Annotated in this window: 20 protein-coding genes and 2 tRNA genes; 11 read left to right on the top strand and 11 right to left on the bottom strand. The window is 65.0% G+C overall.

Annotated features, from left to right (window positions below):
- Positions 1-188 precede the first annotated feature (188 nt).
- The 3 genes from ASE69_RS14365 (at position 189) to ASE69_RS14375 (ending at position 2393) form a co-directional block, all read left to right on the top strand.
- Positions 189-722, top strand: a complete 534-nt coding sequence (locus ASE69_RS14365; protein ID WP_056487921.1) for a CarD family transcriptional regulator — start codon at positions 189-191, stop codon at positions 720-722.
- 170 nt (positions 723-892) lie between these two features.
- Positions 893-1624, top strand: a complete 732-nt coding sequence (locus ASE69_RS14370) for a head GIN domain-containing protein (protein ID WP_056487923.1) — start codon at positions 893-895, stop codon at positions 1622-1624.
- Positions 1625-1673: 49 nt separating this feature from the next.
- Positions 1674-2393: a GIN domain-containing protein gene (locus ASE69_RS14375; protein WP_056487926.1), complete on the top strand. Its 720-nt coding sequence runs from the start codon at positions 1674-1676 to the stop codon at positions 2391-2393.
- A 263-nt stretch (positions 2394-2656) separates the two neighbouring features.
- On the opposite strand, the gene ASE69_RS14380 is transcribed toward ASE69_RS14375, so the two are convergent.
- Complete coding sequence (locus tag ASE69_RS14380; protein WP_056487928.1) at positions 2657-3061, bottom strand: DUF1489 family protein; 405 nt, start codon at positions 3059-3061, stop codon at positions 2657-2659.
- A gap of 31 nt (positions 3062-3092) precedes the next feature.
- Positions 3093-4502, bottom strand: coding sequence for a magnesium transporter (mgtE, locus tag ASE69_RS14385; protein WP_056487931.1), 1410 nt, complete (start codon positions 4500-4502; stop codon positions 3093-3095).
- A 108-nt stretch (positions 4503-4610) separates the two neighbouring features.
- On the opposite strand from mgtE, the gene ASE69_RS14390 reads away from it, so the two are divergent.
- Positions 4611-5069 carry a peptidylprolyl isomerase gene (locus ASE69_RS14390; protein WP_056487934.1) on the top strand — a complete coding sequence of 153 codons (459 nt, stop codon included), beginning with the start codon at positions 4611-4613 and terminating at the stop codon, positions 5067-5069.
- 121 nt (positions 5070-5190) lie between these two features.
- Here the strand turns inward: ASE69_RS14390 and ASE69_RS14395 are convergent, their stop codons facing one another.
- Complete coding sequence (locus ASE69_RS14395) at positions 5191-6075, bottom strand: LysR substrate-binding domain-containing protein (RefSeq protein WP_056487937.1); 885 nt, start codon at positions 6073-6075, stop codon at positions 5191-5193.
- Positions 6076-6340: 265 nt separating this feature from the next.
- On the opposite strand from ASE69_RS14395, the gene ASE69_RS14400 reads away from it, so the two are divergent.
- From ASE69_RS14400 to ASE69_RS14410, 3 genes are all read left to right on the top strand, one after another.
- Complete coding sequence (locus ASE69_RS14400) at positions 6341-8614, top strand: CDC48 family AAA ATPase (protein ID WP_056487941.1); 2274 nt, start codon at positions 6341-6343, stop codon at positions 8612-8614.
- A gap of 127 nt (positions 8615-8741) precedes the next feature.
- Complete coding sequence (locus tag ASE69_RS14405) at positions 8742-9206, top strand: DUF1348 family protein (protein WP_056487944.1); 465 nt, start codon at positions 8742-8744, stop codon at positions 9204-9206.
- A 35-nt stretch (positions 9207-9241) separates the two neighbouring features.
- A complete protein-coding gene (locus ASE69_RS14410; protein ID WP_235518799.1) occupies positions 9242-9796 on the top strand; it encodes a TetR/AcrR family transcriptional regulator in 555 nt (184 codons plus the stop codon).
- Between the two features lie 15 nt (positions 9797-9811).
- Here ASE69_RS14410 and ASE69_RS14415 read toward each other — a convergent pair whose 3' ends face one another.
- Both ASE69_RS14415 and ASE69_RS14420 read right to left on the bottom strand, forming a co-directional pair.
- Positions 9812-11122, bottom strand: a complete 1311-nt coding sequence (locus tag ASE69_RS14415; RefSeq protein WP_056487950.1) for an MFS transporter — start codon at positions 11120-11122, stop codon at positions 9812-9814.
- Positions 11119-11442: an antibiotic biosynthesis monooxygenase family protein gene (locus ASE69_RS14420; protein WP_056487953.1), complete on the bottom strand. Its 324-nt coding sequence runs from the start codon at positions 11440-11442 to the stop codon at positions 11119-11121. Before ASE69_RS14420 ends, ASE69_RS14415 begins: the two co-directional genes overlap by 4 nt.
- Positions 11443-11623: 181 nt before the next feature.
- Here ASE69_RS14420 and ASE69_RS14425 point away from each other — a divergent pair, with 181 nt between their 5' ends.
- A complete protein-coding gene (locus ASE69_RS14425) occupies positions 11624-12238 on the top strand; it encodes a class I SAM-dependent methyltransferase (RefSeq protein ID WP_056487956.1) in 615 nt (204 codons plus the stop codon).
- A 276-nt stretch (positions 12239-12514) separates the two neighbouring features.
- On the opposite strand, the gene ASE69_RS14430 is transcribed toward ASE69_RS14425, so the two are convergent.
- Positions 12515-13675 carry a phospholipase D-like domain-containing protein gene (locus ASE69_RS14430; RefSeq protein ID WP_056487959.1) on the bottom strand — a complete coding sequence of 387 codons (1161 nt, stop codon included), beginning with the start codon at positions 13673-13675 and terminating at the stop codon, positions 12515-12517.
- Between the two features lie 118 nt (positions 13676-13793).
- On the opposite strand from ASE69_RS14430, the gene rpoZ reads away from it, so the two are divergent.
- The gene (rpoZ, locus tag ASE69_RS14435) at positions 13794-14138 is read left to right on the top strand and encodes a DNA-directed RNA polymerase subunit omega (RefSeq protein ID WP_055882033.1); all 345 of its coding nucleotides are present in this window, start codon (positions 13794-13796) and stop codon (positions 14136-14138) included.
- A 411-nt stretch (positions 14139-14549) separates the two neighbouring features.
- Here rpoZ and ASE69_RS14440 read toward each other — a convergent pair whose 3' ends face one another.
- The gene (locus ASE69_RS14440; RefSeq protein ID WP_056487962.1) at positions 14550-15221 is read right to left on the bottom strand and encodes an RlmE family RNA methyltransferase; all 672 of its coding nucleotides are present in this window, start codon (positions 15219-15221) and stop codon (positions 14550-14552) included.
- Complete coding sequence (locus ASE69_RS14445) at positions 15218-16261, bottom strand: Ppx/GppA phosphatase family protein (protein WP_056487964.1); 1044 nt, start codon at positions 16259-16261, stop codon at positions 15218-15220. Before ASE69_RS14445 ends, ASE69_RS14440 begins: the two co-directional genes overlap by 4 nt.
- Positions 16262-16446: 185 nt before the next feature.
- Between ASE69_RS14445 and ASE69_RS14450 the strand changes: the two genes are divergently transcribed.
- A tRNA-Gln gene (locus tag ASE69_RS14450) sits at positions 16447-16520 on the top strand.
- Between the two features lie 368 nt (positions 16521-16888).
- On the opposite strand, the gene ASE69_RS14455 is transcribed toward ASE69_RS14450, so the two are convergent.
- The 3 genes from ASE69_RS14455 to ASE69_RS14470 all read right to left on the bottom strand — a co-directional run bounded on the left by ASE69_RS14455 (position 16889) and on the right by ASE69_RS14470 (position 18495).
- On the bottom strand, positions 16889-17200 hold the full coding sequence (locus ASE69_RS14455) for a hypothetical protein (RefSeq protein ID WP_056487967.1): 312 nt from the start codon (positions 17198-17200) through the stop codon (positions 16889-16891).
- The gene (locus tag ASE69_RS14460; RefSeq protein WP_156362341.1) at positions 17197-17775 is read right to left on the bottom strand and encodes a hypothetical protein; all 579 of its coding nucleotides are present in this window, start codon (positions 17773-17775) and stop codon (positions 17197-17199) included. The genes ASE69_RS14455 and ASE69_RS14460 overlap by 4 nt, the downstream gene beginning before the upstream one ends.
- A gap of 633 nt (positions 17776-18408) precedes the next feature.
- A tRNA-Leu gene (locus tag ASE69_RS14470) sits at positions 18409-18495 on the bottom strand.
- A gap of 112 nt (positions 18496-18607) precedes the next feature.
- On the opposite strand from ASE69_RS14470, the gene ASE69_RS14475 reads away from it, so the two are divergent.
- Positions 18608-19561 (top strand): complex I NDUFA9 subunit family protein, encoded by a 954-nt coding sequence (locus ASE69_RS14475; protein WP_056487977.1) that lies wholly within the window; start codon positions 18608-18610, stop codon positions 19559-19561.
- Positions 19562-19572: the final 11 nt, after the last annotated feature.

The raw sequence follows: 19572 nt of genomic DNA on the forward strand, positions 1-19572 counted from the left end.
CTCCGAAAAGGGCAAGCCGCCTGCCACGTTCGGCTGGTAATTTTGTTGCAAAGCTGCTAGATGGGTCCGCGACGGGCGCGATGATTCACGTCATCCGCTTGACGTACAGACCTATCCCTCCCCCGATGCAGCAACGACGAGTCCTTCGTCGAGGCGTCGCGGCGAGGCCTGATCCGGAAAGGCCCCAAATGGCTGCCAAGGCACTGTCCTTCGATGTCGGTGATTTCGTCGTTTATCCCAAGCACGGGGTCGGCCGTGTGATCGAGCTCCAGCGCTCGGAAATCGCCGGCACGACACTGGAACTCTACGTCCTCCGGTTCGAGAAGGAGCGCATGACGCTCCGCGTGCCGACCAACAAGGCCGAAAGCGTCGGCATGCGCAAGCTGTCGTCGGACAAGACGATGCGCGAGGCGATGGACACGCTCAAGGGCAAGCCCAAGGTCAAGCGCACCATGTGGTCGCGCCGCGCGCAGGAATATGAGGCGAAGATCAACTCGGGCGACCTCGTGTCGATCGCCGAAGTGGTCCGCGATCTGTTCCGTGCCGACGACCAGCCCGAGCAGAGCTATTCCGAGCGCCAGATCTTCGAAGGCGCGACCAGCCGTCTTGCTCGTGAACTGGCCGCGATGGAAGAGCTCGACGAGCCCAAGGCGCAGGAGAAGATCCTCGACATCCTCCGCGCCGCGGCCGCGATCTACAACAAGGACAAGGTGCCGGCATAACGCTTGGTTCTTTGACGAGACGAAAGGGCGGTCCTGCGGGGCCGCCCTTTTTCGTTCTGCTGCTTCCTTCCTCAAGGTGAATGGCGGTGCAGCGAGCCCGCGCCAGACAAGTTGCCCATTGCGCTGTCCTGCGTTGAGTGTATTGTTCGAATAACACACAGGAGGATGCGATGAACTTTCTTGCGCTCGGACTGATCATTCCTCTCGCGGCCTGCTCGTTCAGCTGGAACGGCGACAATGAGGGCTCAGGGGCTGCGGCGGCTGGTTCGGGGACCACCCGGACCTTCCAGGTTGCCGGTTTCAACGGCATCGACCTTCGGGGCTCGGACGACGTCGACGTCCGCGTCGGTAACGGCTTTTCGGTTCGCGCCGAGGGACCGAGCGAACAACTCGATCGCCTGCGCATCGAGCGCGACGGCGATACGCTCAACATCGGGCGCAAGAACGGCGCAAGCTTGGGCTGGAGCAAGGGCGCGAAGGTGAAGGTGTACGTCACCCTGCCACGGCTCACCGACGCGAGCGTTTCGGGATCGGGCAACATGGCCGTGGACCGTGTCGAGGGCGGCGGGTTCGAAGGCGGAATCGCCGGATCGGGCAATCTCGATATCGCCGCGATCAAGGTCGACGTGGCGAAATTCTCGATCGGCGGATCGGGCACGGCGCGCGCGAGTGGTACGGCGCGCGATCTTAAGGTGGACATCGCAGGCTCGGGCGATGTCGACGGCACCCGGTTTGAGGCGCAATCGGCGACGGTCGAGATCGCCGGTTCGGGAAGCGTGCGCGCGGTGGTGAACGGCGCTGCCAAGGTCGCCATGTTGGGCTCGGGTGACGTCGATCTCGGGCCGAAATCCCGCTGTACGATCTCGAAGATGGGCTCGGGGCGTGTCCGCTGCGGGCGGTAAGCCGCCGCCGGACTTGCGCGAGGGCACATAACCGGCGACTTTCGCGGGCATGAGATATGTGCTCGCCGCGTCGCTGCTCCTGTCCTCGCCGGCATTCGCCCAGTCTTCCGCGACGAGCCGGACGGTCTCGGTCGGCAGCTTCGATCGGGTGCGGGTCGAGGGGCCGTTCGAGGTCCGCGTCACGATCGGCTCGCCACGCGCGACCATCACCGGCCCGCGCGGAGCCGACGACGTGACGGTGCGCGTGGACGGCACCACATTGTCGGTACGCAAGGGGACCGACGGCTGGGGAGAGCAGCCGCGGAGTGGCGGGGCGGGGCCGACCGTCGTGACGCTCTCGACACCCGAGCTGACCTCGGCCAGCGTCGCGGCCGGCGGGCGGCTGACGATTGCGAAGATGCGCGGCATGCGCGTCGACGTGACGGTCAGCGGTAACGGGAGCTTGGCCCTCGCGGCGGCCGATACCGATCAGCTGAACGCGACGCTGATCGGCACCGGTCAAATGACGCTCGCCGGCCGCGCGGCGCGCGCGCGCCTCGTGACGAGCGGGCCGGGCGCGATCGACGCATCGGGGCTGGCGGTTAACGACCTGACCGTCCACCTCGACGGCGTCGGCGAGACGAAGGCGGCGGCGCGCTACACGGCGCAGGTGACGAACAGCGGGCTGGGAACGGTCACGATCACCGGCAACGCGAAATGCCGCGTCGATGCAGCGGCCGGTGGGCCGGTGGTGTGTGGGAAGCCGGCGGCGGGAGTCTCTGCTCCGTAGAAGGGGATGGTGTGCTGCTGCCCTATCCACAGCGACCTCTCCCGGGCGACATCCGCATCTGGATCGAGCCAGTCACTCTATCCGTATCGGCCCTCATACCTTCCGAACATGAATCGTCATTCCTGCGGAGGCGGGAACGCATACTGGCTGACCTCACACTGAGATCGCTATCCTTTGAGAATATGGATCCCCGCCTGCGCGGGGATGACGGTGGAGTTTATCGTCGGGTGGGATGAACCTCGACGAGATCTGGCCTCCACCCCTTAAATGAGCGCCAGCTCCGCCAGTTTCGTCATCAATGCCGGCGGCATCACGTCCAGCCCGGTCGCATCGCCACCCAGGTCGAGCGGCGCATCCGCCCCTTCCAGATACCGCCACCCCTGATGCGCGCGCTTTGGCTGCGCCTGCACCAGCACCAGCTTGGGATCGATGTGGATCGCGACGCGCCCCTCCTCCGCCTCACCGAACCCGAGGATCGGCGAGCGGGCGATCAGCTGGTGCTTCAGGATCCAGAACATCGAACCCTGACCAGCGACCTCCTCATGCCGCTTGGGCAGGTAGCGCGTGGTGAGAAACACCGGCCCTTCCTCGCCGCGCAGTCGGAGCCGCTCGGCGAGGTGGTCGACGCTTTCCGCGCCGAACGCGACTTTGGTGAGGTGGAGCGGCATAGCGTTGGAAATGGGCGTTAATACCGGACGATCAACCGTGCAGACCCCACAAAGACGCAAGCCCGAGGAACGAGAAGAACCCCATCGTGTCGGTCATCGTCGTAACGAACACCGCCGACGATACCGCAGGGTCGATCCGGAACTTGTCGAGCGTCACCGGCACCAGCACGCCGCTTAAGCCCGCGACGATGTTGTTGGTCAGCATCGCCGCCGCGATCACGATCGACAGATTCTGGTTGTGGAAGATCAGATACGTCCCGAGTCCGATCAGCGCGCCCAGCATGACGCCATTCGCCGCCGCGATGCGGAACTCGCGGCCGATCATCCGCGCGGTGTTCGAACTCGTCAGCTGGTTGGTCGCCAGTGCGCGGACCACCACGGCGAGCGTCTGCGTGCCGGCATTGCCGCCCATTCCCGACACGATCGGCATCAGCACCGCGAGCAGCGCGAAGCTCGCGATCGTCCCCTGGAACAGCCCCACGACCGACGACGCGACCATCGCGGTGCCGAGATTGACCACCAGCCACGTGAACCGCGTCCGCACCGTCAGCCGGATCGGCTCGTTGATGTCGCCGTCGCCTGCACCCGCGAGACGCAGCGTATCCTCGCCCGCTTCTTCCGAAATGATGTGAACGATATCATCGACCGTGATCATCCCGACCAGTCGGCCGCCATGATCCACGACTGCCGCCGAGATGAGCGCGTATTTCTGGAAGCGCAGCGCGACCTCCTCCTGGTCCATGTCGACCGGGATCAGCGTCTGCTCGCGCTTCATCACGTCGGCGATCGCGATCCCGCGCGGCGTGCGCAGCATCCATGACAGCTGGCACGTGCCGATCGGCTTGTGCGCCGGATCGACGACGAAGATTTCCCAGAAATCGGTCGTCAGCTCCTCATGGCCGCGCAGATAATCGATCGCGTCGCCGACGGTCCAGTGCTCGGGGACAGCGATCAGCTCGCGCTGCATCAGTCGGCCGGCGGACTCCTCGGCGTAGCTCAGTGCCTCCTCGATCGCCGCGCGATCATCGGGATCGAGCGCGCGCAGCACCGCGCGCTGCTCGTCCTCGTCCATGTCCTCGATGATCGCGACGGCATCGTCGGTATCGAGTTCGGAGGCGAGATCGGCGACCTGGTGCGGCTCGAGCGCATCGATCAGGTCCTCGCGGACGTAATCGTTCATCTCGGCGAACACGTCGCCGTCGAGCAGATCGGTGACCGCACGCGCCAGCGCCGCGCGATCCTGTTGCGGGGTCAGCTCGAACAGATCGGCGATGTCGGCCGGATGCAACGGCTCGACCAGCGTACGCGCCGCCTCGTCGTCGCCGTCCTCGACCGCATCGAGCACGGCCCGCACAAATTCGGGACGCAGATGGTCGTCGCGGTCGAGCTGGTTTTCGGGCTGGGTGTCGGTTTCGACGTCGGGAAGCTCGAGTTCGCTCATGGCTGCCTCCCTTAAAAGATGCGCGGTTGGGCCCTAACGCGGCCGGCGCGCATTTGCCAGTCGGAGTGCGGCTCCCTATCTGCCGCGCATCAATTCAGGAGAACATGAATGGCTGACACCCCCGAAACGCTCACGCTGACCCTCGACGGCGGCGACGTCACGATCAAGCTGCGTCCCGATCTGGCGCCCAAGCACGTCGAGCGGATCGTCGAGCTGGCGAACGAAGGCTTCTACGACGGCGTCCCCTTCCACCGTGTGATCCCGGGCTTCATGGCGCAGGGCGGCGACGGCGGTCGCGGCGACGGCACCGGCGGGTCGAGCAAGCCCAACCTCAAGGCGGAATTCTCGGCCGAGCCGCACGTCCGCGGCGTCTGCTCGATGGCGCGCACCAACCAGCCCGACACGGCGAACTCGCAGTTCTTCATCGTGTTCGACGACGCACGCTTCCTCGACAAGCAGTACACCGTCTGGGGCGAAGTCACCGACGGCATGGACCTGATCGACGCGCTCCCGAAGGGCGAGCCGCCGAAGACGCCGGGTAAGATCGTCAAGGCACGCGCGGCGTAAGCCGAATTCCCCTCCCGCTGGCGGGAGGGGCTAGGGGAGGGCGCGACGTACGTACCGGCGTCCGGTCAGTGAGGCACGCCCCTCCCCCCGACCCCTCCCGCAAGCGGGAGGGGAGTAGCGGTTAGACCTCCGCCACCGTCCGTATTAGCCAGTCATGGAACAGCTTGACCGGCTTGGTCTGCAACGCCCGCGGGCGGCAGACGAACCAGTAGCTGTACGGGCTCTCCACCTCGATATCGAACAGCCGCACCAGTCGCGGATCGTTTGCATCCTCGAAGTGGCTCGCATGCATGAACGCGACGCCGAGCCCTTGCGCGGCAGCCTCCAGCATCAGCGCCCCCGAATCGAAATGATCGATCGCCAGCGGCTCGATATCGTCGAGCCCCGCCGCCGTCCGCCATGCCGTAAACGTATCCGTCATGTCGCGGTGGACCAGCGCCGTCAGCGTCGACAGCTGTTCGGGTCGCGTGACCGGGTCCGCGCGCTCCAGCAGGCTCCGCGCGCCAATCACATAGACCGAGTTCCGATCGAGTCGCCGCGCGTAGAACGCCGGGTCGATCTCGCGCGACAGCGCGATTACCGCGTCGAGCCCATCGCCGAGCCGCGACACCAGATGCGCCGCGGTATCGATATCGAGATGCAGTTCGGGATGCGACGTCCGTAGCTCGCCCAACCGAGGGAACAGCTTCTGCGACGCATAGAGCGGCAGGATTCCGAGACGCAGCCGCAACACTTCGGTCGTGCTGGTCAGCGATTCGACCGCGTCCGACAGCGAGTCGAGCACCGGTGCGATCTGCGCGAGCAGCCGTTCGCCATCCGCATTCAGCACCATCGCCTGATGCCGCCGCGCGAACAGCGGCTTGGCGATGAACCGCTCAAGGCTTTGCACACGCCGGCTGAGCGCAGGTGCGGACAGTGCCAGATCCTCGGCGGCGGCCTTGATCGACCCCAGCCGAGCGACCTGCACGAACGCCTCGATAGCGCCCAATGGCGGCAGCCTGCGCATGATTCCTCTTTCGACTCGACGAGTGTGACAATGACCGCTGGACGCATTCATGCAAGCGATTGCAGTTAGCGCAATCGTAGCTGATCCCTTCGCACTTGCAACACGAACCGTCTCGACGCAAAAAGACCTCGCCTTTCAGGCATCCTCTCCTAAAAACTTTCATGGGCTGGCCTTCATTGGCCGGCCCTTTTTTTGTGTTTTCAACCCCTGACAAGGCTGGAACCGGCCCCCTATCTCGGACGCTACGAGATCGAATGGAGTCGACATGGCCGATAGCGAAATCCCCACGCGCAAAATTCAGGTCGCCAACGCGCGTCCCGAAGACAGTGGCCGCGGCCTGGCGCACCTGCCGCGCGCGCTGATGGCGACGCTCGGCATCGGCGAAGGCGACGTCATCGAGATTCTCGGTAAGCAGAACACACCAGCGCGCGCCGTCGGTCCGTATCCGGAGGACGAGGGTCTCGACATTCTCCGCCTCGATGGCCTCCAGCGCGCCAATGCCGGCGTCGGCTCGGGCGATTACGTCGAGGTGCGCAAGGCCGAATCGAAACCGGCGACCCGCGTCGTCTTCGCGCCGGCGCAGCAGAACCTTCGCCTCCAGGGTTCGACCAACGCGCTCAAGCGCACGTTCCTCGGCAGGCCGATCTGCCAGGGCGATATCGTCGCGACCGCGGGGCATCAGCGCGTCGGCAACATGCCGCCGGGCGTCCAGCAGTTCATGAACGCGCCGGCCTACGCGTTGCGGGAGATCCGCCTCGCGGTGATCGCCGCCAGCCCCAAGGGCGTGGTACACATCGACGAGAATACCGAGATCGAACTCCGCTCCGAGTATGAAGAGCCGCAGGCCGCTCGCCGCGCCGACGTCACCTACGACGATATCGGCGGCATGGCGCAGACGATCGACCAGTTGCGCGAGATGGTCGAACTGCCGCTCCGCTATCCCGAACTCTTCCAGCGTTTGGGTGTCGATCCACCCAAGGGCGTCTTGCTTCATGGCCCTCCCGGTACCGGCAAGACCCGCCTCGCGCGCGCTGTCGCGAATGAATCCGACGCACAGTTCTTCCTGATCAACGGTCCGGAAATCATGGGTTCGGCGTACGGCGAGTCCGAGTCGCGCCTACGCGAAGTGTTCGAGGAAGCCGCGAAGGCAGCGCCTTCGATCGTCTTCATCGACGAGATCGATTCGATCGCGCCGAAGCGTGGCCAGGTGTCGGGCGAGGCGGAAAAGCGTCTCGTCGCGCAGTTGCTGACGCTGATGGACGGCATCGAATCACGTGCGAACCTCGTCGTGATCGCCGCCACCAACCGTCCCGAGGCGATCGACGAAGCACTCCGTCGTCCGGGCAGGTTCGATCGCGAGATCGTCGTCGGCGTGCCGGACGAGCGCGGCCGTCGCGAGATCCTCGGCATCCACACGCGCGGCATGCCGCTCGGCGACCGCGTCGACCTCGACGAGCTGTCGCGCACCACCTACGGCTTCGTGGGTGCCGATCTCGCCGCGCTGACCCGCGAGGCGGCGATCGAGGCGGTCCGCCGGATCATGCCGAAGCTCAACCTCGAGGAGCGGACGATCCCGCCCGAGGTGCTCGACGAATTGTCGGTCACGCGCGAGGATTTTCTGGGGGCGCTCAAGCGCGTCCAGCCCTCGGCCATGCGCGAAGTGATGGTGCAGGCGCCGACCGTGCGGTGGGCCGATGTCGGCGGTCTCGACGACGCGCAGATGCGGCTGAAGGAGGGCGTCGAGCTCCCGCTCAAGAACCCAGACGCGTTCCGCCGTCTCGGTATCCGCCCGGCCAAGGGCTTCCTGCTCTACGGCCCCCCCGGCACCGGCAAGACGTTGCTCGCAAAGGCGGTCGCGCGCGAGGCGGAGGCGAACTTCATCGCCACCAAATCGTCCGACCTGCTGAGCAAATGGTACGGCGAAAGCGAACAGCAGATCGCCCGCCTGTTCCAGCGCGCACGCCAGGTCGCGCCGTGCGTGATCTTCATCGATGAGCTCGATTCACTGGTGCCCGCACGGGGCAGCGGTGCTGGCGAGCCGCAGGTGACCGAGCGTGTCGTCAACACGATTCTCGCGGAGATGGACGGGCTTGAGGAGCTACAATCGGTCGTCGTGATCGGCGCGACCAACCGGCCCAACCTGATCGATCCGGCATTGCTGCGTCCCGGTCGGTTCGACGAACTCGTCTATGTCGGTGTCCCCGACAAGGCCGGCCGTCGCCGCATCCTCGGCATCCAGACCGAGAAGATGCCGCTGGCGTCGGACGTCGATCTCGATCGCCTCGCGGACCGCACCGACCGTTTCACCGGCGCGGATTTGGAGGACGTTGTCCGCCGCGCTGGCCTGGTGGCGTTGCGGAGGTCGATCGATTCGACCGAAGTCACGATGGCCGATTTTGATGGCGCGCTGAAGGAGTCGCGCGCCAGCGTGACGCCAGAGACGGAACGCGAGTACGAACAGATGGCCGCCCGCCTGAAGCAGGACGCGACGGCCATTCAGCCCCTGGGCTTCGCGTTCCCCAGCAAGGCGGAAGACTGATCCTCGCTCCCCACCCGGTTCCCGCCGGGTGGGGAGATAGGCGTATCGAGCTTGCCACCGGGATCATTGTTGCACGCGGCATGGCCATGTTGTACCATTCGGTACAAGTTGATCGATAGGTGCCGCCATGTCCCGACCGCCACTGCCTCCGTTCACGTACGAGACCGCCGCGCACAAGGCGCGCATGGCGGAGGACGCGTGGAACAGTTGCGATCCAGACAAGGTGTCGCTTGCTTACACGCCCGACAGCATCTGGCGGAACCGCGCTGAGTTCCTGACCGGCCGCGACGCGATCGTCGTCTTCCTGACGCGCAAATGGGCAGCGGAACTCGACTATCGCCTTATCAAGGAAGTCTGGGCGCATGACGGCAACAGGATCGCGGTGCGGTTCGCCTATGAATGGCGCAACGACGCCGGCGACTGGTTCCGATCCTATGGCAACGAGAATTGGGAGTTCGACGACGCCGGCCTGATGGCGCGCCGCATCGCCTCGATCAACGACTGCGCGATCGCGGACGGCGACCGCAAGTTCCATTGGCCGCTCGGCCGTCGCCCCGATGACCATCCCTCGCTGAGCGATCTCGGCCTCTGACCGCGAAGCGCGTCCTGACCGATCGTGCCGACGCCTTGCCGGCACTGGCCGAGGCGTTTCGTGAACACGGCTTCGAGGGGGCCAGCCTGGCGACGCTCTCGAAGGCGACAGGACTCGGCAAGGGCAGCCTCTACAACTTCTTTCCCGGCGGGAAGGCGGAGATGATGGACGCCGTCCTCACCGAGATAGACGATTGGTTCGCTACGATGATCTTCGTGCCGCTGGAGCAGGCAAGCGATCCGGCCTCGGCGATCACCGCCATGATCGAGGACGTAACGACGTATTTCCAGTCCGGGGGCAGGGTCTGCCTCGTCGGCTGGCTCGGTCTGGGCGCCTCGGGCGACGTTTTTGCGGTCCGGATCAGCGGGTATTTTTCCCGCTGGATATCGGCCTTGGCGCGCTGCCTCGAAGCGAGCGCTCTTCCATCATCGCTGGCCGTGCGCCTCGCGGAAGACACGGTTGCCGGGATCCAGGGCGCGATCGTCCTGGCGCGCGCGTTGGGTGACGAGACCGCATTCGTGCGGATCGTCCGTCGGCTGGAAGGGATTTTGCTCGACGCGGTGGCATGTCATGGCAGGTCCGATGCGTAATCGGCCTGATCAAGCCTAAACGTCGTTCGCATCACGCAGCGAAACCCAAGCATAGCCGATCATCACCACGCAGGCCGCGCCCGCGACCAGATAGGGCAGCGAGTGCTGCGCTTCGTACAGTCCGACGCCTATCGATGGCCCCAGCACGAAGCTCGCGCCGTTGATCGACGTCACTTTCCCCGCGACCGAGCCTTGTGCGCTTGCACCGACCGCCAGCGAAGAGCCCGCCGTGAACCCCGGTCGCGTGAAGCCGAAGCCAAGGCTTGCCAGCGCGTAGGCAGTCGCGATCGTGTAAAGCGACGTCGCGATCCCGGTCAGCGCGGTGCCGGCCGCCGCCAGCACCAGGCCGGTCAGCACGAGTTGCCGCGGGGTCATGTTCAAGCGCGGGATGATGCCCCATTGCGCAAGCAGTGCGGCGCCTGCGCCCATCATCAGGACTATGCCGGTCGGCTCCAGTGCGAGTGCGGGCGCCAAGTGGAGGCGGTCGATCACGAGGAAGCCGATCGCCTGGCCCGTCATCGCCTGCGCGTGGCCCATCACCAGCCCGGCGATCATCCAGGCCCGGATCCGGGGATCGGTGTAGCCGACATGTTCGACATGCGATCCTGTCGCGGCGGCGACCGAGGCGCCGGTCGGCGCACCGCCGATCGAGGGGTAGGCCGAACTCGCGCCGTGCGTCTCGTGCGGGGCGACGATCTTGTCGTCGGGCAGCATCTGCCGCACCGTGATCCACACCGCCACGCCGAACACGGCGAAGAGGAACGCGGGGCCCGCCAGCCCGATCTCGACTCCGCCGATCGAGCCGAGGATCAGGTACGGCGCGATCGCCGGCCCCAATATCGTGCCGAGCCCGAACGCCGAGGCGAGCAATGTCAGCGCCTTTGTCCGCTCTTCCCGCGTTGTCTCGCCGGCGACGAGTGCCTGTACGGCCGGCGGTGCGGCCGCGCCGAACGTGCCGTAGATGAGCCGGCCGCCGATGAAGCACAGGAACGCGGTCGTGCCGCCGATCCAGGCGTTGATCCCGGCGAGCAGGAACACGCCGCACAAGGTCAGCGACACGCTGAACCCGCCGACGCCGAGCAGGATCATCGCGCGCCGGCCGTGCTTTTCCGACCGGTTCGCCCAGAACGGCGCGGCGATCACCCACAGCAACGCCGACACCGAGAACGCCGCCGCGACCGCGCTGTCGGCCACCCCGAGCGAACGCCCGAGTGCCGGCAGGACCGATTGCAGTGCTGTATTCCCCGCGGCGATCGTCAGCATCACGAGGAACATCAGCGCGAAGCGGCGGTCGATCTTCGGGCCGTCCGTCGATGCACCGGTCATGCTCGTGTCCACTGATAGGCGCGCTCGATCCGCGCGACTTTGACCGAATAGCTGTCGTACCAGAGCGCTCGCCCGCGCTCGCGAATCGCAGTGTGCTCGGGATGGTGGCGCCACGCGATCGCCGCGGCGTCGTCCGCCGAATAGCTGACCGTGATACCCATGCCGCCCGCCTCGCGCGCGCTGTCGACGCCGCGATAGCCAGGCTGAGTTGCGGCTAGCGCGTCCATGGCCACGGCGGCCTCGCCATAGCCGGCGGCGTCCGCGTCGTTACGGATCGACACGAAAATAACCGCAATCTGTCCTGCCCGATCGTCGTTCATGATCCGTGCTTAAGCGATGCCGTACGCTTGGCAAAGTTGCGAGAACCACTTGGCGCAGCACGACTTCCGCTTCGGTTCGTCGCCCGATGCAACCTGCGGCCCTTGAAACGCGTTCGGAATTCGTGCGACGGGAGGGCCAAAGCCTCGCCAGCGTGCGGGACCCCTGACCGTAAGGAACGCGATGCCCAGTTCGACCACCGCCACCCGGCGTGCACGCAGCCGACCAGCCGGCGTGCCGTCCCCGTGGCAGATGTTCTTTTCAGGGTTCCTGAAACACCCGGTGATGGTCGGGTCGATCGTGCCATCGTCGGACAAGCTGATCCGCAAGATGCTCGGTCCGGTGGACTGGGCGAACTGCAAGCTGTTCGTCGAATATGGCCCGGGCGTCGGCACGTTCTGCCGCCCGATCCTCGACCGGATGGCGTCCGACGCCAAGCTGGTGGTGATCGATACGAACCCCGAATTCATCCAGTATCTGCGCCACACGATCACCGACCCACGCTTCTTCGCGGTGCTGGGGTCGGCCGACGAGGTCGAGACGATCGTCGCCGACCACGGCGTCGAAAAGGCGGACTACGTGTTGTCGGGTCTGCCATTCTCGACGCTGCCCCCCGGCGTCGGCCCCGCGATCGCGACCGCGACGCATTCGGTGTTGCGGACCGGCGGTGCGTTTCTGGTCTATCAGTTCTCGCCCAAGGTGAAGGACTTCCTGACGCCGCATTTCGAGTCGATCGACCATGACATGGAGTGGTGGAATGTCCCGCCGGCGCAGTTGTACTGGGCGTGGAAGGACTGACGCAGGCGCGGCAGCGTCCGCACCGATGCGCAAAGCGTAGCTTCAGACCTGGCCGGCGGGTCGGCTAAGATAGCCGAACCCGTCGGACCGCGGCTTTGCCGTCGACGCTGGTGTTACTCCGAGTCAGGTAAACGGAAACCTCGTTCAAATCCTCTCCGTCATCCTGACGGAAGTCAGGACCCAGAGCCAATCAGGATGGCATTCTCGACCCTGGGTCCTGACTTTCGTCAGGATGACGGGAGAGAGTAGAGTAGATGCCCCTCGGCCCCCGACCCCCTATTCGTCGATCCCGAAGTTCAGCCCACGCGACAGGCTCGGGTCCACAACCGCCACGACGAAATACGCCCCGAGCTGTTTGATACGCTGCATCCAACCGGTGTTCGCCTGGTATAATTCTTTGGTCACCTCGACCGACCTTGCCACTTCACCATCGATATACCCGCGGACATGCGCAGCGAACGCCACATCCTCGATCCGCAGCATGAGTTCAAGGTTGATGAACAGGCTGCGCATGTCGAAGTTCGCCGAGCCGATATGGACGGCGTCGTCGATCACGTAGAGCTTCGTGTGCAGCTTGGTCGGCTGGTATTCGAACAGCCGCACGCCCTTGCGCAATAGTCCCGCATAGGTGAAGCGTGCGGCGGCGATCGTCGCGTTATTGTCGGATTTGCTCGCGGTGACGACCCGGACCTCGGCCTGCCGCCGCCCGGCCTTATCGAGCCGACGCAGCAGTGCGGGACTAGGCGTGAAATACCCGGCGATGATGTCGATCCGCCGCCCGCGTCGCATGTCGTCGCGCACCGCGCGAGCCCAGGGCGACAGCTTCCGCGTCGGTCCACCGATCAGCCACCGAGTTGCGCCCTTTGTCTCGCTCCAATGAGATAGCGCAGCGTTCAGATGACGCAGCTTGCCCTTGGGCTCATGGATCCAATCCTTCAGCGCATCGAAATAGCCGGCCAGCCGCCCCGCCGCCGGACCCTCGACGAGCAAGCCCAAATCGCGCCAAGCCTGTTCCGCGGCGGTGCCGAAATAATCGTCCTCGATGTTGAAGCCGCCGATGATGATCCGCGTTTCGTCGGCAAGCGCGAGCTTTTGGTGGTTGCGGAGCAGATAGCGGCGGCCGAACCGTGCGGAGAACCGGCATACCGACACGTTGGCGGCTTCGAGCGGCTCGAAGAAGGCGTGTGGCGCATCGTCGCTACCGAACCCGTCGACGATCAGCGCGACCTCGACCCCGCGCTTGGCGGCGGCGATGAGCGCGGCGTTGACGCGCTTTCCGGACTCGTCGTCGGCGTAGATGTAATAGAGGATGCGCAGGGTTCGCTCGGCGCCGTCGATCAGCGCGAGCACCGCGTCGAGGCGGCGGGGGCCGGTATCGAGCAGCGTCATCTGGTTGCCGTCGACGCTGAAAGTCGGCTGGTCTGCTGGATCTTCCATGGGCAGCCTGATGGACATGGCGGGCATCGGAGGCAAGCCAAGGCGCATTTCTTGACTTTGCAGGCCATCCCCCGTAGGCGACGCATTCTCATTCTATCGTTGTTACGAAGGAAGCCGCATGGCGCGCGTTACCGTCGAGGATTGTGTCGACAAGATCCCCAACCGGTTCGACCTGGTGTTGTTCGCGGCCCAGCGTGCGCGCCAGATCTCGGGGGGCGCCGAACTGACGCTCGACCGCGACCGCGACAAGAACCCGGTCGTCGCGCTGCGCGAGATCGCCGACGAGAACGTCAAGCCGGCGCATCTCAAGGAACAGGTCATCCAGGGCCTGCAGAAGGTTCGCGTCGACGATGACGACGAGGTCGATGCCGTCGGCAGCCTGGCTGCTTCGGCCGAAGCGCTGCGGCTTACCGCTGCTGCGCCGCCACGGAACCAGAATCTCGGGGCGGATTACGAGGGTTGAGGCAGCAGGATTAGCGAAAGCTAATCCGCGGCTTGGCCGAAACCCCGGCCGGCGGGCATAGCCCGGCCGACGACGCGGCTTTGCCGCAGCGTGAAATAGAAAAGCCCGCAGACCCAAGAGGTCCGCGGGCTTTTTCTATATTCCCTCTCCCTAAGGGAGAGGGAAGGGGCCCGCGGCACTTGCCGTGGGAAGGGTGAGGGCACGTGCTTCAGGCAGATCGCCGACCCACGCCCTCTCCTTGTTCTCCCGCGAAGGCGGGAGCCCAGTCTGGATCCCCGCCTTCGCGGGGAAACAAGCGTACTAACGTCGCGCTGAGTACCACCTTAAGACAGGGCGCCACGGCAAAGCCGCGTCGTCAGTCGTTGCTGCGCAACGCTGGCCGGGGTCGGTCCGCGACGCGGATTAGCCACGCTAATCCGCTGACCGACCCTTAAACCCCTGCGCCACCACGAACCACTCCACCGACCCCTTACGGCTAGCCGGCGGCTTGGCATGCTTCACCGTCTTGAAGTTCCGCTTCATCTCCGCAACCAGCTCGGAGTCTGCACCACCTGCGAACACCTTCGACACGAACGTCCCACCCGGCTCCAGCACTTCGCAGGCAAAGTGCAGCGCGGTCTCGACCAGCGCCATCGTCCGCAACGCATCGGTCTGCGGATGCCCGACCGTATTCGCCGCCATGTCCGACAACACCAGGTCCGGCGCGCCACCCAAGGCCTCGATCAACTTGCCAGGCGCGGCATCGTCAAGAAAATCCATCTCGAAGATCGTCACGCCCTCGATCGGATCGACCGGTAGCAGGTCGATGCCGACGACCGTCGCCTTGGGTATTCGCCGGCGGATCACCTGCGCCCAGCCACCCGGCGCGAGGCCGAGATCGACGACGCGCTTCGACCCGCGGATCAGCTCGAACCGCTCGTCGAGCTCGATCAGCTTGTAGGCCGCCCGGCTGCGATAGCCGTCCGCCTTCGCGCGCTTCACATACGGATCGTTCAGCTGCCGCTCGAGCCAGCGCGTCGACTGCGCGGTCCGCTTCCGCGCGGTAAGCACGCGGACATGACCGCCGGAACCACCGCGGCTCATGCCACCGCTCCCGTGGCTTTGCCGGGCTTGGGCGAACCCATCAGTCCGCGCAGGATACCCTCGCGAATGCCGCGGTCGGCGATGCCGAGCCGTTCGGCGGGCCACAAATCCATGATCGTCTCCAGAATGGCACAGCCCGCGACCACCAGGTCGGCGCGCTCGTTGCCGATGCACGGCAGCTTGGCGCGCTCCGTGATCGACATATGGGAAAGGTCGGCGCTGATCTTGCGCATCGCCGAGGCGGGCACGATCAGCCCATCGACAACCGAGCGGTCGTAATGGCTGAGCCCGAGATGCACGCTGCCGAGCGTCGTCACCGTGCCACTGGTGCCGAGCAAACGCGGCCGCTCGATATGCCGGGGTAGGCGGGCTGCAAACCCCGCGAAACTGTCCGCAACGACCTGACGCATCTTCGCATACGCGGCACGACGGCCGCCTTCGCCCTCACCGCCACCGGCATGCTCGGTCAGCGACACCACGCCCCACGGCGCCGAATGCCAGTCGAGCACGGTCGGGATCGGCGTCGAGGTATCGACCAGCACGAGCTCGGTCGAGCCGCCGCCGATATCGAACACGAGCGCGGGATCCTCCCCCGGCTCGATCAGCGCATGGCAGCCGAGCACCGCCAGCCGCGCCTCTTCCTCGGCGGAAATGATGTCGAGATGGATGCCCGTCTCGGCGAGCGCGCGCGCGATGAACGCAGGCCCGTTCGACGCCTGCCGACATGCCTCCGTCGCGACCGATCGCGCCAACGTGACGTTGCGCCGCTGAAGCTTGTCCGAACACACGCGCAAGGCCGCGATCGTCCGCTCGATCGCCGCGTCGCTCAGCTTGCCGGTCGAGGCCAGGCCCTCGCCAAGCCGGACGATTCGCGAGAACGCATCGATCACCGCAAACCCGCCAGCCTGCGGCCGCGCGATCAGCAATCTGCAATTGTTAGTGCCGAGATCCAGCGCGGCAAACGCCTGCGCATCGGCCCACCGCCCACGAGAGGGCCGGGTCGCCGCCGGACGGGCAGGACCATCCTGCCGGAACGGCATTCGGGCGGAAACATCCCCCATCGCCGTAAAACTCGCTATCTATGTCTGCCGCCGCGGGAAAATACCCGCTCGGTGCTTGGAGACGAATGTAGCGCGGCGGCGCGATTACGCAAGCGAAGTGGCGGAACGGCATCATCTTGGCGTTGACAGCTTCGGCGGCCCCCCGTAGAGCCCGCCCTCGCTGATGCCCCGTCGTCTAATGGTAAGACTGCGGTTTCTGATACCGCCTATTGAGGTTCGAATCCTCACGGGGCATCCAGCGCTTCCCGCCTGAGCGGTCGAGGCCATTCCAAAACAAACGACGAGTTCAACGAGCACCTTGGCGCTTGATGATCCCTGCATGCGTCGACCGGCTGCTCGGTCGGGTAAGCGCCGTTTTGCACTCGGTCGAGTAAGGCGACACGGAAGCCGCTTGCCCGAATTCGCCTCGGGACATGAATCCGCCGGTCACGATGCAAGACGCAGTCGCCATGCTCCACGCCGCCTTGGCGCTAAGAATTTTTCCACTGACGCCAAAGCTAGGCGCTAAGATTGGTTGAAACGCTCTAAGCCAGCGTCACCGATAAGGCGGTATCGACTGTTCGACGTCGTTACTTTTACAGGCTTGGGGCGCTGATATCCTCGCGTTCATTCCCTTGCGTCGCGCAGCGCTTCCAACTGAACCAGTCTCACCGGATCGTCGGCTGCGAGCGCCTCTTCGAGATAAAAGTTGTGCGCTATATCCCGCACCACCCGCTGCGCCTCGCCGCTATATTCCTCGGCAATTGCGGCGAAGGCGTCGATCAGTTCGCGTAAAAAATCTTTATCTAAATTTTCGAGCTGGTCCGCTAGCGCTTCCATCATCGTGACGGCCGTATCCAGGTTTAGCTCCTCTTCCTCGGTCAGCTCAAGAAAAACGACATAGTCCGCAATGATGTGTGCGATCTGGGTAACTATCATGGTTTGACGACCCTTACCTTGATGTTGGTGACGTTCATCCTCTTTAGGAGCTTAAGTGCCTTAATCTTCTGCACAGGAGTAGGAACTTCCCATACTCCAATAAGGCGATGTTGTGCCAAGACTTCCGATTGTCGCAAAATCTGGGACCGTGCACGTGGTGCGGTGACTATTTTCCATTTCCGGTCGATCACGTAATCGCCCTGGATTCCGTCGAACTTTACGGGTCGCTTTGAGCTGTCCGGCATCGTTCGTATCAACGTCGGCGCTTGACCGGGGCGCGAGCCAACCGCAGTATCGTTATACGTTTTCCAAGGTTTGTCGGACGTGACAGTCTCCTTCACCCAGCCAATCTGTGGCGGATCGTAGATCGTGCGGGGCCTCGCCATGCGCAGGCTGCGCATCGCCGAAACCTTGGAGAGCACCGCCCCAGGTGCGACCGCCAGCGCAATGTTTCCAGCGACTGATCCCGTGGCGCGACCGATCTCGCGGGCCGAGGCGTTGTCGACCGCGGCTGCCGCGCGCGTAAGCTGGACACGAGCTGGCGTATCTTCGGCAGCGATCGCAGTGTCGATCAAGCCCGCTATCCCGCGGCCGGCGTTGCGAACGGTGGTGACCGGATTTGTCGTCAGCGCAGCACGCACGCCAGTCACCGTTCCCGCGCTGACATCGTAAAGCCCCTGACCGACTCCACCGACGAATTCGGCAACAGGGCTCGACTGACTACTTGGCGGCGTTACCGGAGCGCGCGCGGGCGGTATTCCGACCGACCCGTGCTCTAATGATCTCTAGCCAACTCCCGCTAGCGGTCTCGCCTCCGGCACTTTGGCTTTCGGGTGCGCCGCAGTCCGCGACCCGATTCTTGGAGCGCGACCGACATGGGAGGACGTGCGACCGTTCCCGGCGTAAGTCGTATCGCCGTTGCTCGATCCATCATGGCGTCCCGCGCCTGCGAAGGTAAACTGGCCGTCCGCCAAATCATGCCATGGATTATATTTGAGTTCGAGACCGTCAGGACCCAGCGCCGATGGCACCTTGCCCGTCCGCAACCACCGCGAGAACGCGTTCCGCTCGCTACTGCCTGATGCCTGGACCATACCATCCCCCGCTGTCTTTGCGGTGAGAACATCTGAGCAACATTGTCCTACAAGTCAAGCGCGGCACACAGTGGTGCGCAGCTTGATCGTCTATAAGGCGCGATGCTTATAGTGTGGTGCCCGGAAGAGGACTCGAACCTCCACGACCTTGCGATCGCCAGCACCTGAAGCTGGTGCGTCTACCAATTCCGCCATCCGGGCACGGGGTAGGAGGGCGCCTCTAGGGGAGGGTCGCGATGCTTGTCAACACGCCTCTTGCTGGGGCAAGGGGTTATTCGTGATTGGCAGGCAAAACAAAGTGGACGGACGCGCGATGAACGACAAACTGGTGACGCTGATCGGGGGCGGCGGTTTCGTCGGCCGCTATGTCGCACAGGCGCTGCTGGCGACGGGCGCTCGCGTCCGCATCGCACAGCGCGATCCGCGGCAGGCGTTCTTCCTAAAGCCGCTCGGCGGACTCGGCCAGACGCAGTTCGTCGGTGCCGACGTCACCAAGCCCGAGACGATCGCGCATGCGGTGCATGGCTCGGATGTCGTGGTGAACCTGGTCGGCGTGCTGGCGGGCGATTTCCAGCGCGTCCAGGCGCTGGGCGCGCAGACCGTCGCGCAGGCGGCGGCTAAGGCCGGCGTCGGCGCGCTGGTGCACGTCTCGGCGATCGGCGCGGATCCGGAGTCTGCGTCGGCGTACGGCAAGTCGAAGGGGCAGGGCGAGGCGGCCGTACTCGAGGCGTTCCCCAACGCGACGATCCTGCGGCCCTCGATCGTGTTTGGCCAGGAAGACCAGTTCGTGAACCGCTTTGCCGGCATGATCGCCAAGGCGCCGGTGGTTCCGGTGCTGCGCGCAGGCGCCAAGTTCCAACCCGTGTTCGTCGGCAACGTGGCGGACGCCGTGGTCGCAGCGGCCTCCGATCCCGAGACGTTCGGCGGCAAGACCTTCGAGCTCGGCGGGCCCGACATCATCACGATGAGCAATCTCATCCGCTGGATCGCCAAGACGATCGGTCGCAACCCTTCGATCGTCGAGTTGCCGGACTTTGCCGGGGCGCTGATCGCCAAGGGCGGCTTCCTGCCGGGTGCGCCAATCACCAGGGACCAGTGGACGATGCTGCAAAGCGACAATATCGTCACCGGCACCGATGGCCTCGCGGCGTTCGGGATCGAGGCGACGCCGCTGTCGACGGTCGCGCCGGGCTGGCTGGTACGCTTTCGCAAGGCTGGACGGTTCGGCCGTCGCGCCGAGACGCATGCGGAAGTTCATGTCGCCTGATCCTGCGCGTG

The sequence above is a fragment of the Sphingomonas sp. Leaf208 genome (genome assembly GCF_001421415.1).
In the GTDB taxonomy this organism is placed as follows: Bacteria; Pseudomonadota; Alphaproteobacteria; order Sphingomonadales; family Sphingomonadaceae; genus Sphingomonas.

Bases quoted from the DNA above. Each gene is read 5' to 3' on its own strand.
- ASE69_RS14365 (WP_056487921.1), top strand. From the start codon at position 189: ATGGCTGCCAAGGCACTGTCCTTCGATGTCGGTGATTTCGTCGTTTAT.
- ASE69_RS14370 (WP_056487923.1), top strand. From the start codon at position 893: ATGAACTTTCTTGCGCTCGGACTGATCATTCCTCTCGCGGCCTGCTCG.
- ASE69_RS14375 (WP_056487926.1), top strand. From the start codon at position 1,674: ATGAGATATGTGCTCGCCGCGTCGCTGCTCCTGTCCTCGCCGGCATTC.
- ASE69_RS14380 (WP_056487928.1), bottom strand. From the start codon at position 3,061: ATGCCGCTCCACCTCACCAAAGTCGCGTTCGGCGCGGAAAGCGTCGAC.
- mgtE (WP_056487931.1), bottom strand. From the start codon at position 4,502: ATGAGCGAACTCGAGCTTCCCGACGTCGAAACCGACACCCAGCCCGAA.
- ASE69_RS14390 (WP_056487934.1), top strand. From the start codon at position 4,611: ATGGCTGACACCCCCGAAACGCTCACGCTGACCCTCGACGGCGGCGAC.
- ASE69_RS14395 (WP_056487937.1), bottom strand. From the start codon at position 6,075: ATGCGCAGGCTGCCGCCATTGGGCGCTATCGAGGCGTTCGTGCAGGTC.
- ASE69_RS14400 (WP_056487941.1), top strand. From the start codon at position 6,341: ATGGCCGATAGCGAAATCCCCACGCGCAAAATTCAGGTCGCCAACGCG.
- ASE69_RS14405 (WP_056487944.1), top strand. From the start codon at position 8,742: ATGTCCCGACCGCCACTGCCTCCGTTCACGTACGAGACCGCCGCGCAC.
- ASE69_RS14415 (WP_056487950.1), bottom strand. From the start codon at position 11,122: ATGACCGGTGCATCGACGGACGGCCCGAAGATCGACCGCCGCTTCGCG.
- ASE69_RS14420 (WP_056487953.1), bottom strand. From the start codon at position 11,442: ATGAACGACGATCGGGCAGGACAGATTGCGGTTATTTTCGTGTCGATC.
- ASE69_RS14425 (WP_056487956.1), top strand. From the start codon at position 11,624: ATGCCCAGTTCGACCACCGCCACCCGGCGTGCACGCAGCCGACCAGCC.
- ASE69_RS14430 (WP_056487959.1), bottom strand. From the start codon at position 13,675: ATGGAAGATCCAGCAGACCAGCCGACTTTCAGCGTCGACGGCAACCAG.
- rpoZ (WP_055882033.1), top strand. From the start codon at position 13,794: ATGGCGCGCGTTACCGTCGAGGATTGTGTCGACAAGATCCCCAACCGG.
- ASE69_RS14440 (WP_056487962.1), bottom strand. From the start codon at position 15,221: ATGAGCCGCGGTGGTTCCGGCGGTCATGTCCGCGTGCTTACCGCGCGG.
- ASE69_RS14445 (WP_056487964.1), bottom strand. From the start codon at position 16,261: ATGCCGTTCCGGCAGGATGGTCCTGCCCGTCCGGCGGCGACCCGGCCC.
- ASE69_RS14455 (WP_056487967.1), bottom strand. From the start codon at position 17,200: ATGATAGTTACCCAGATCGCACACATCATTGCGGACTATGTCGTTTTT.
- ASE69_RS14475 (WP_056487977.1), top strand. From the start codon at position 18,608: ATGAACGACAAACTGGTGACGCTGATCGGGGGCGGCGGTTTCGTCGGC.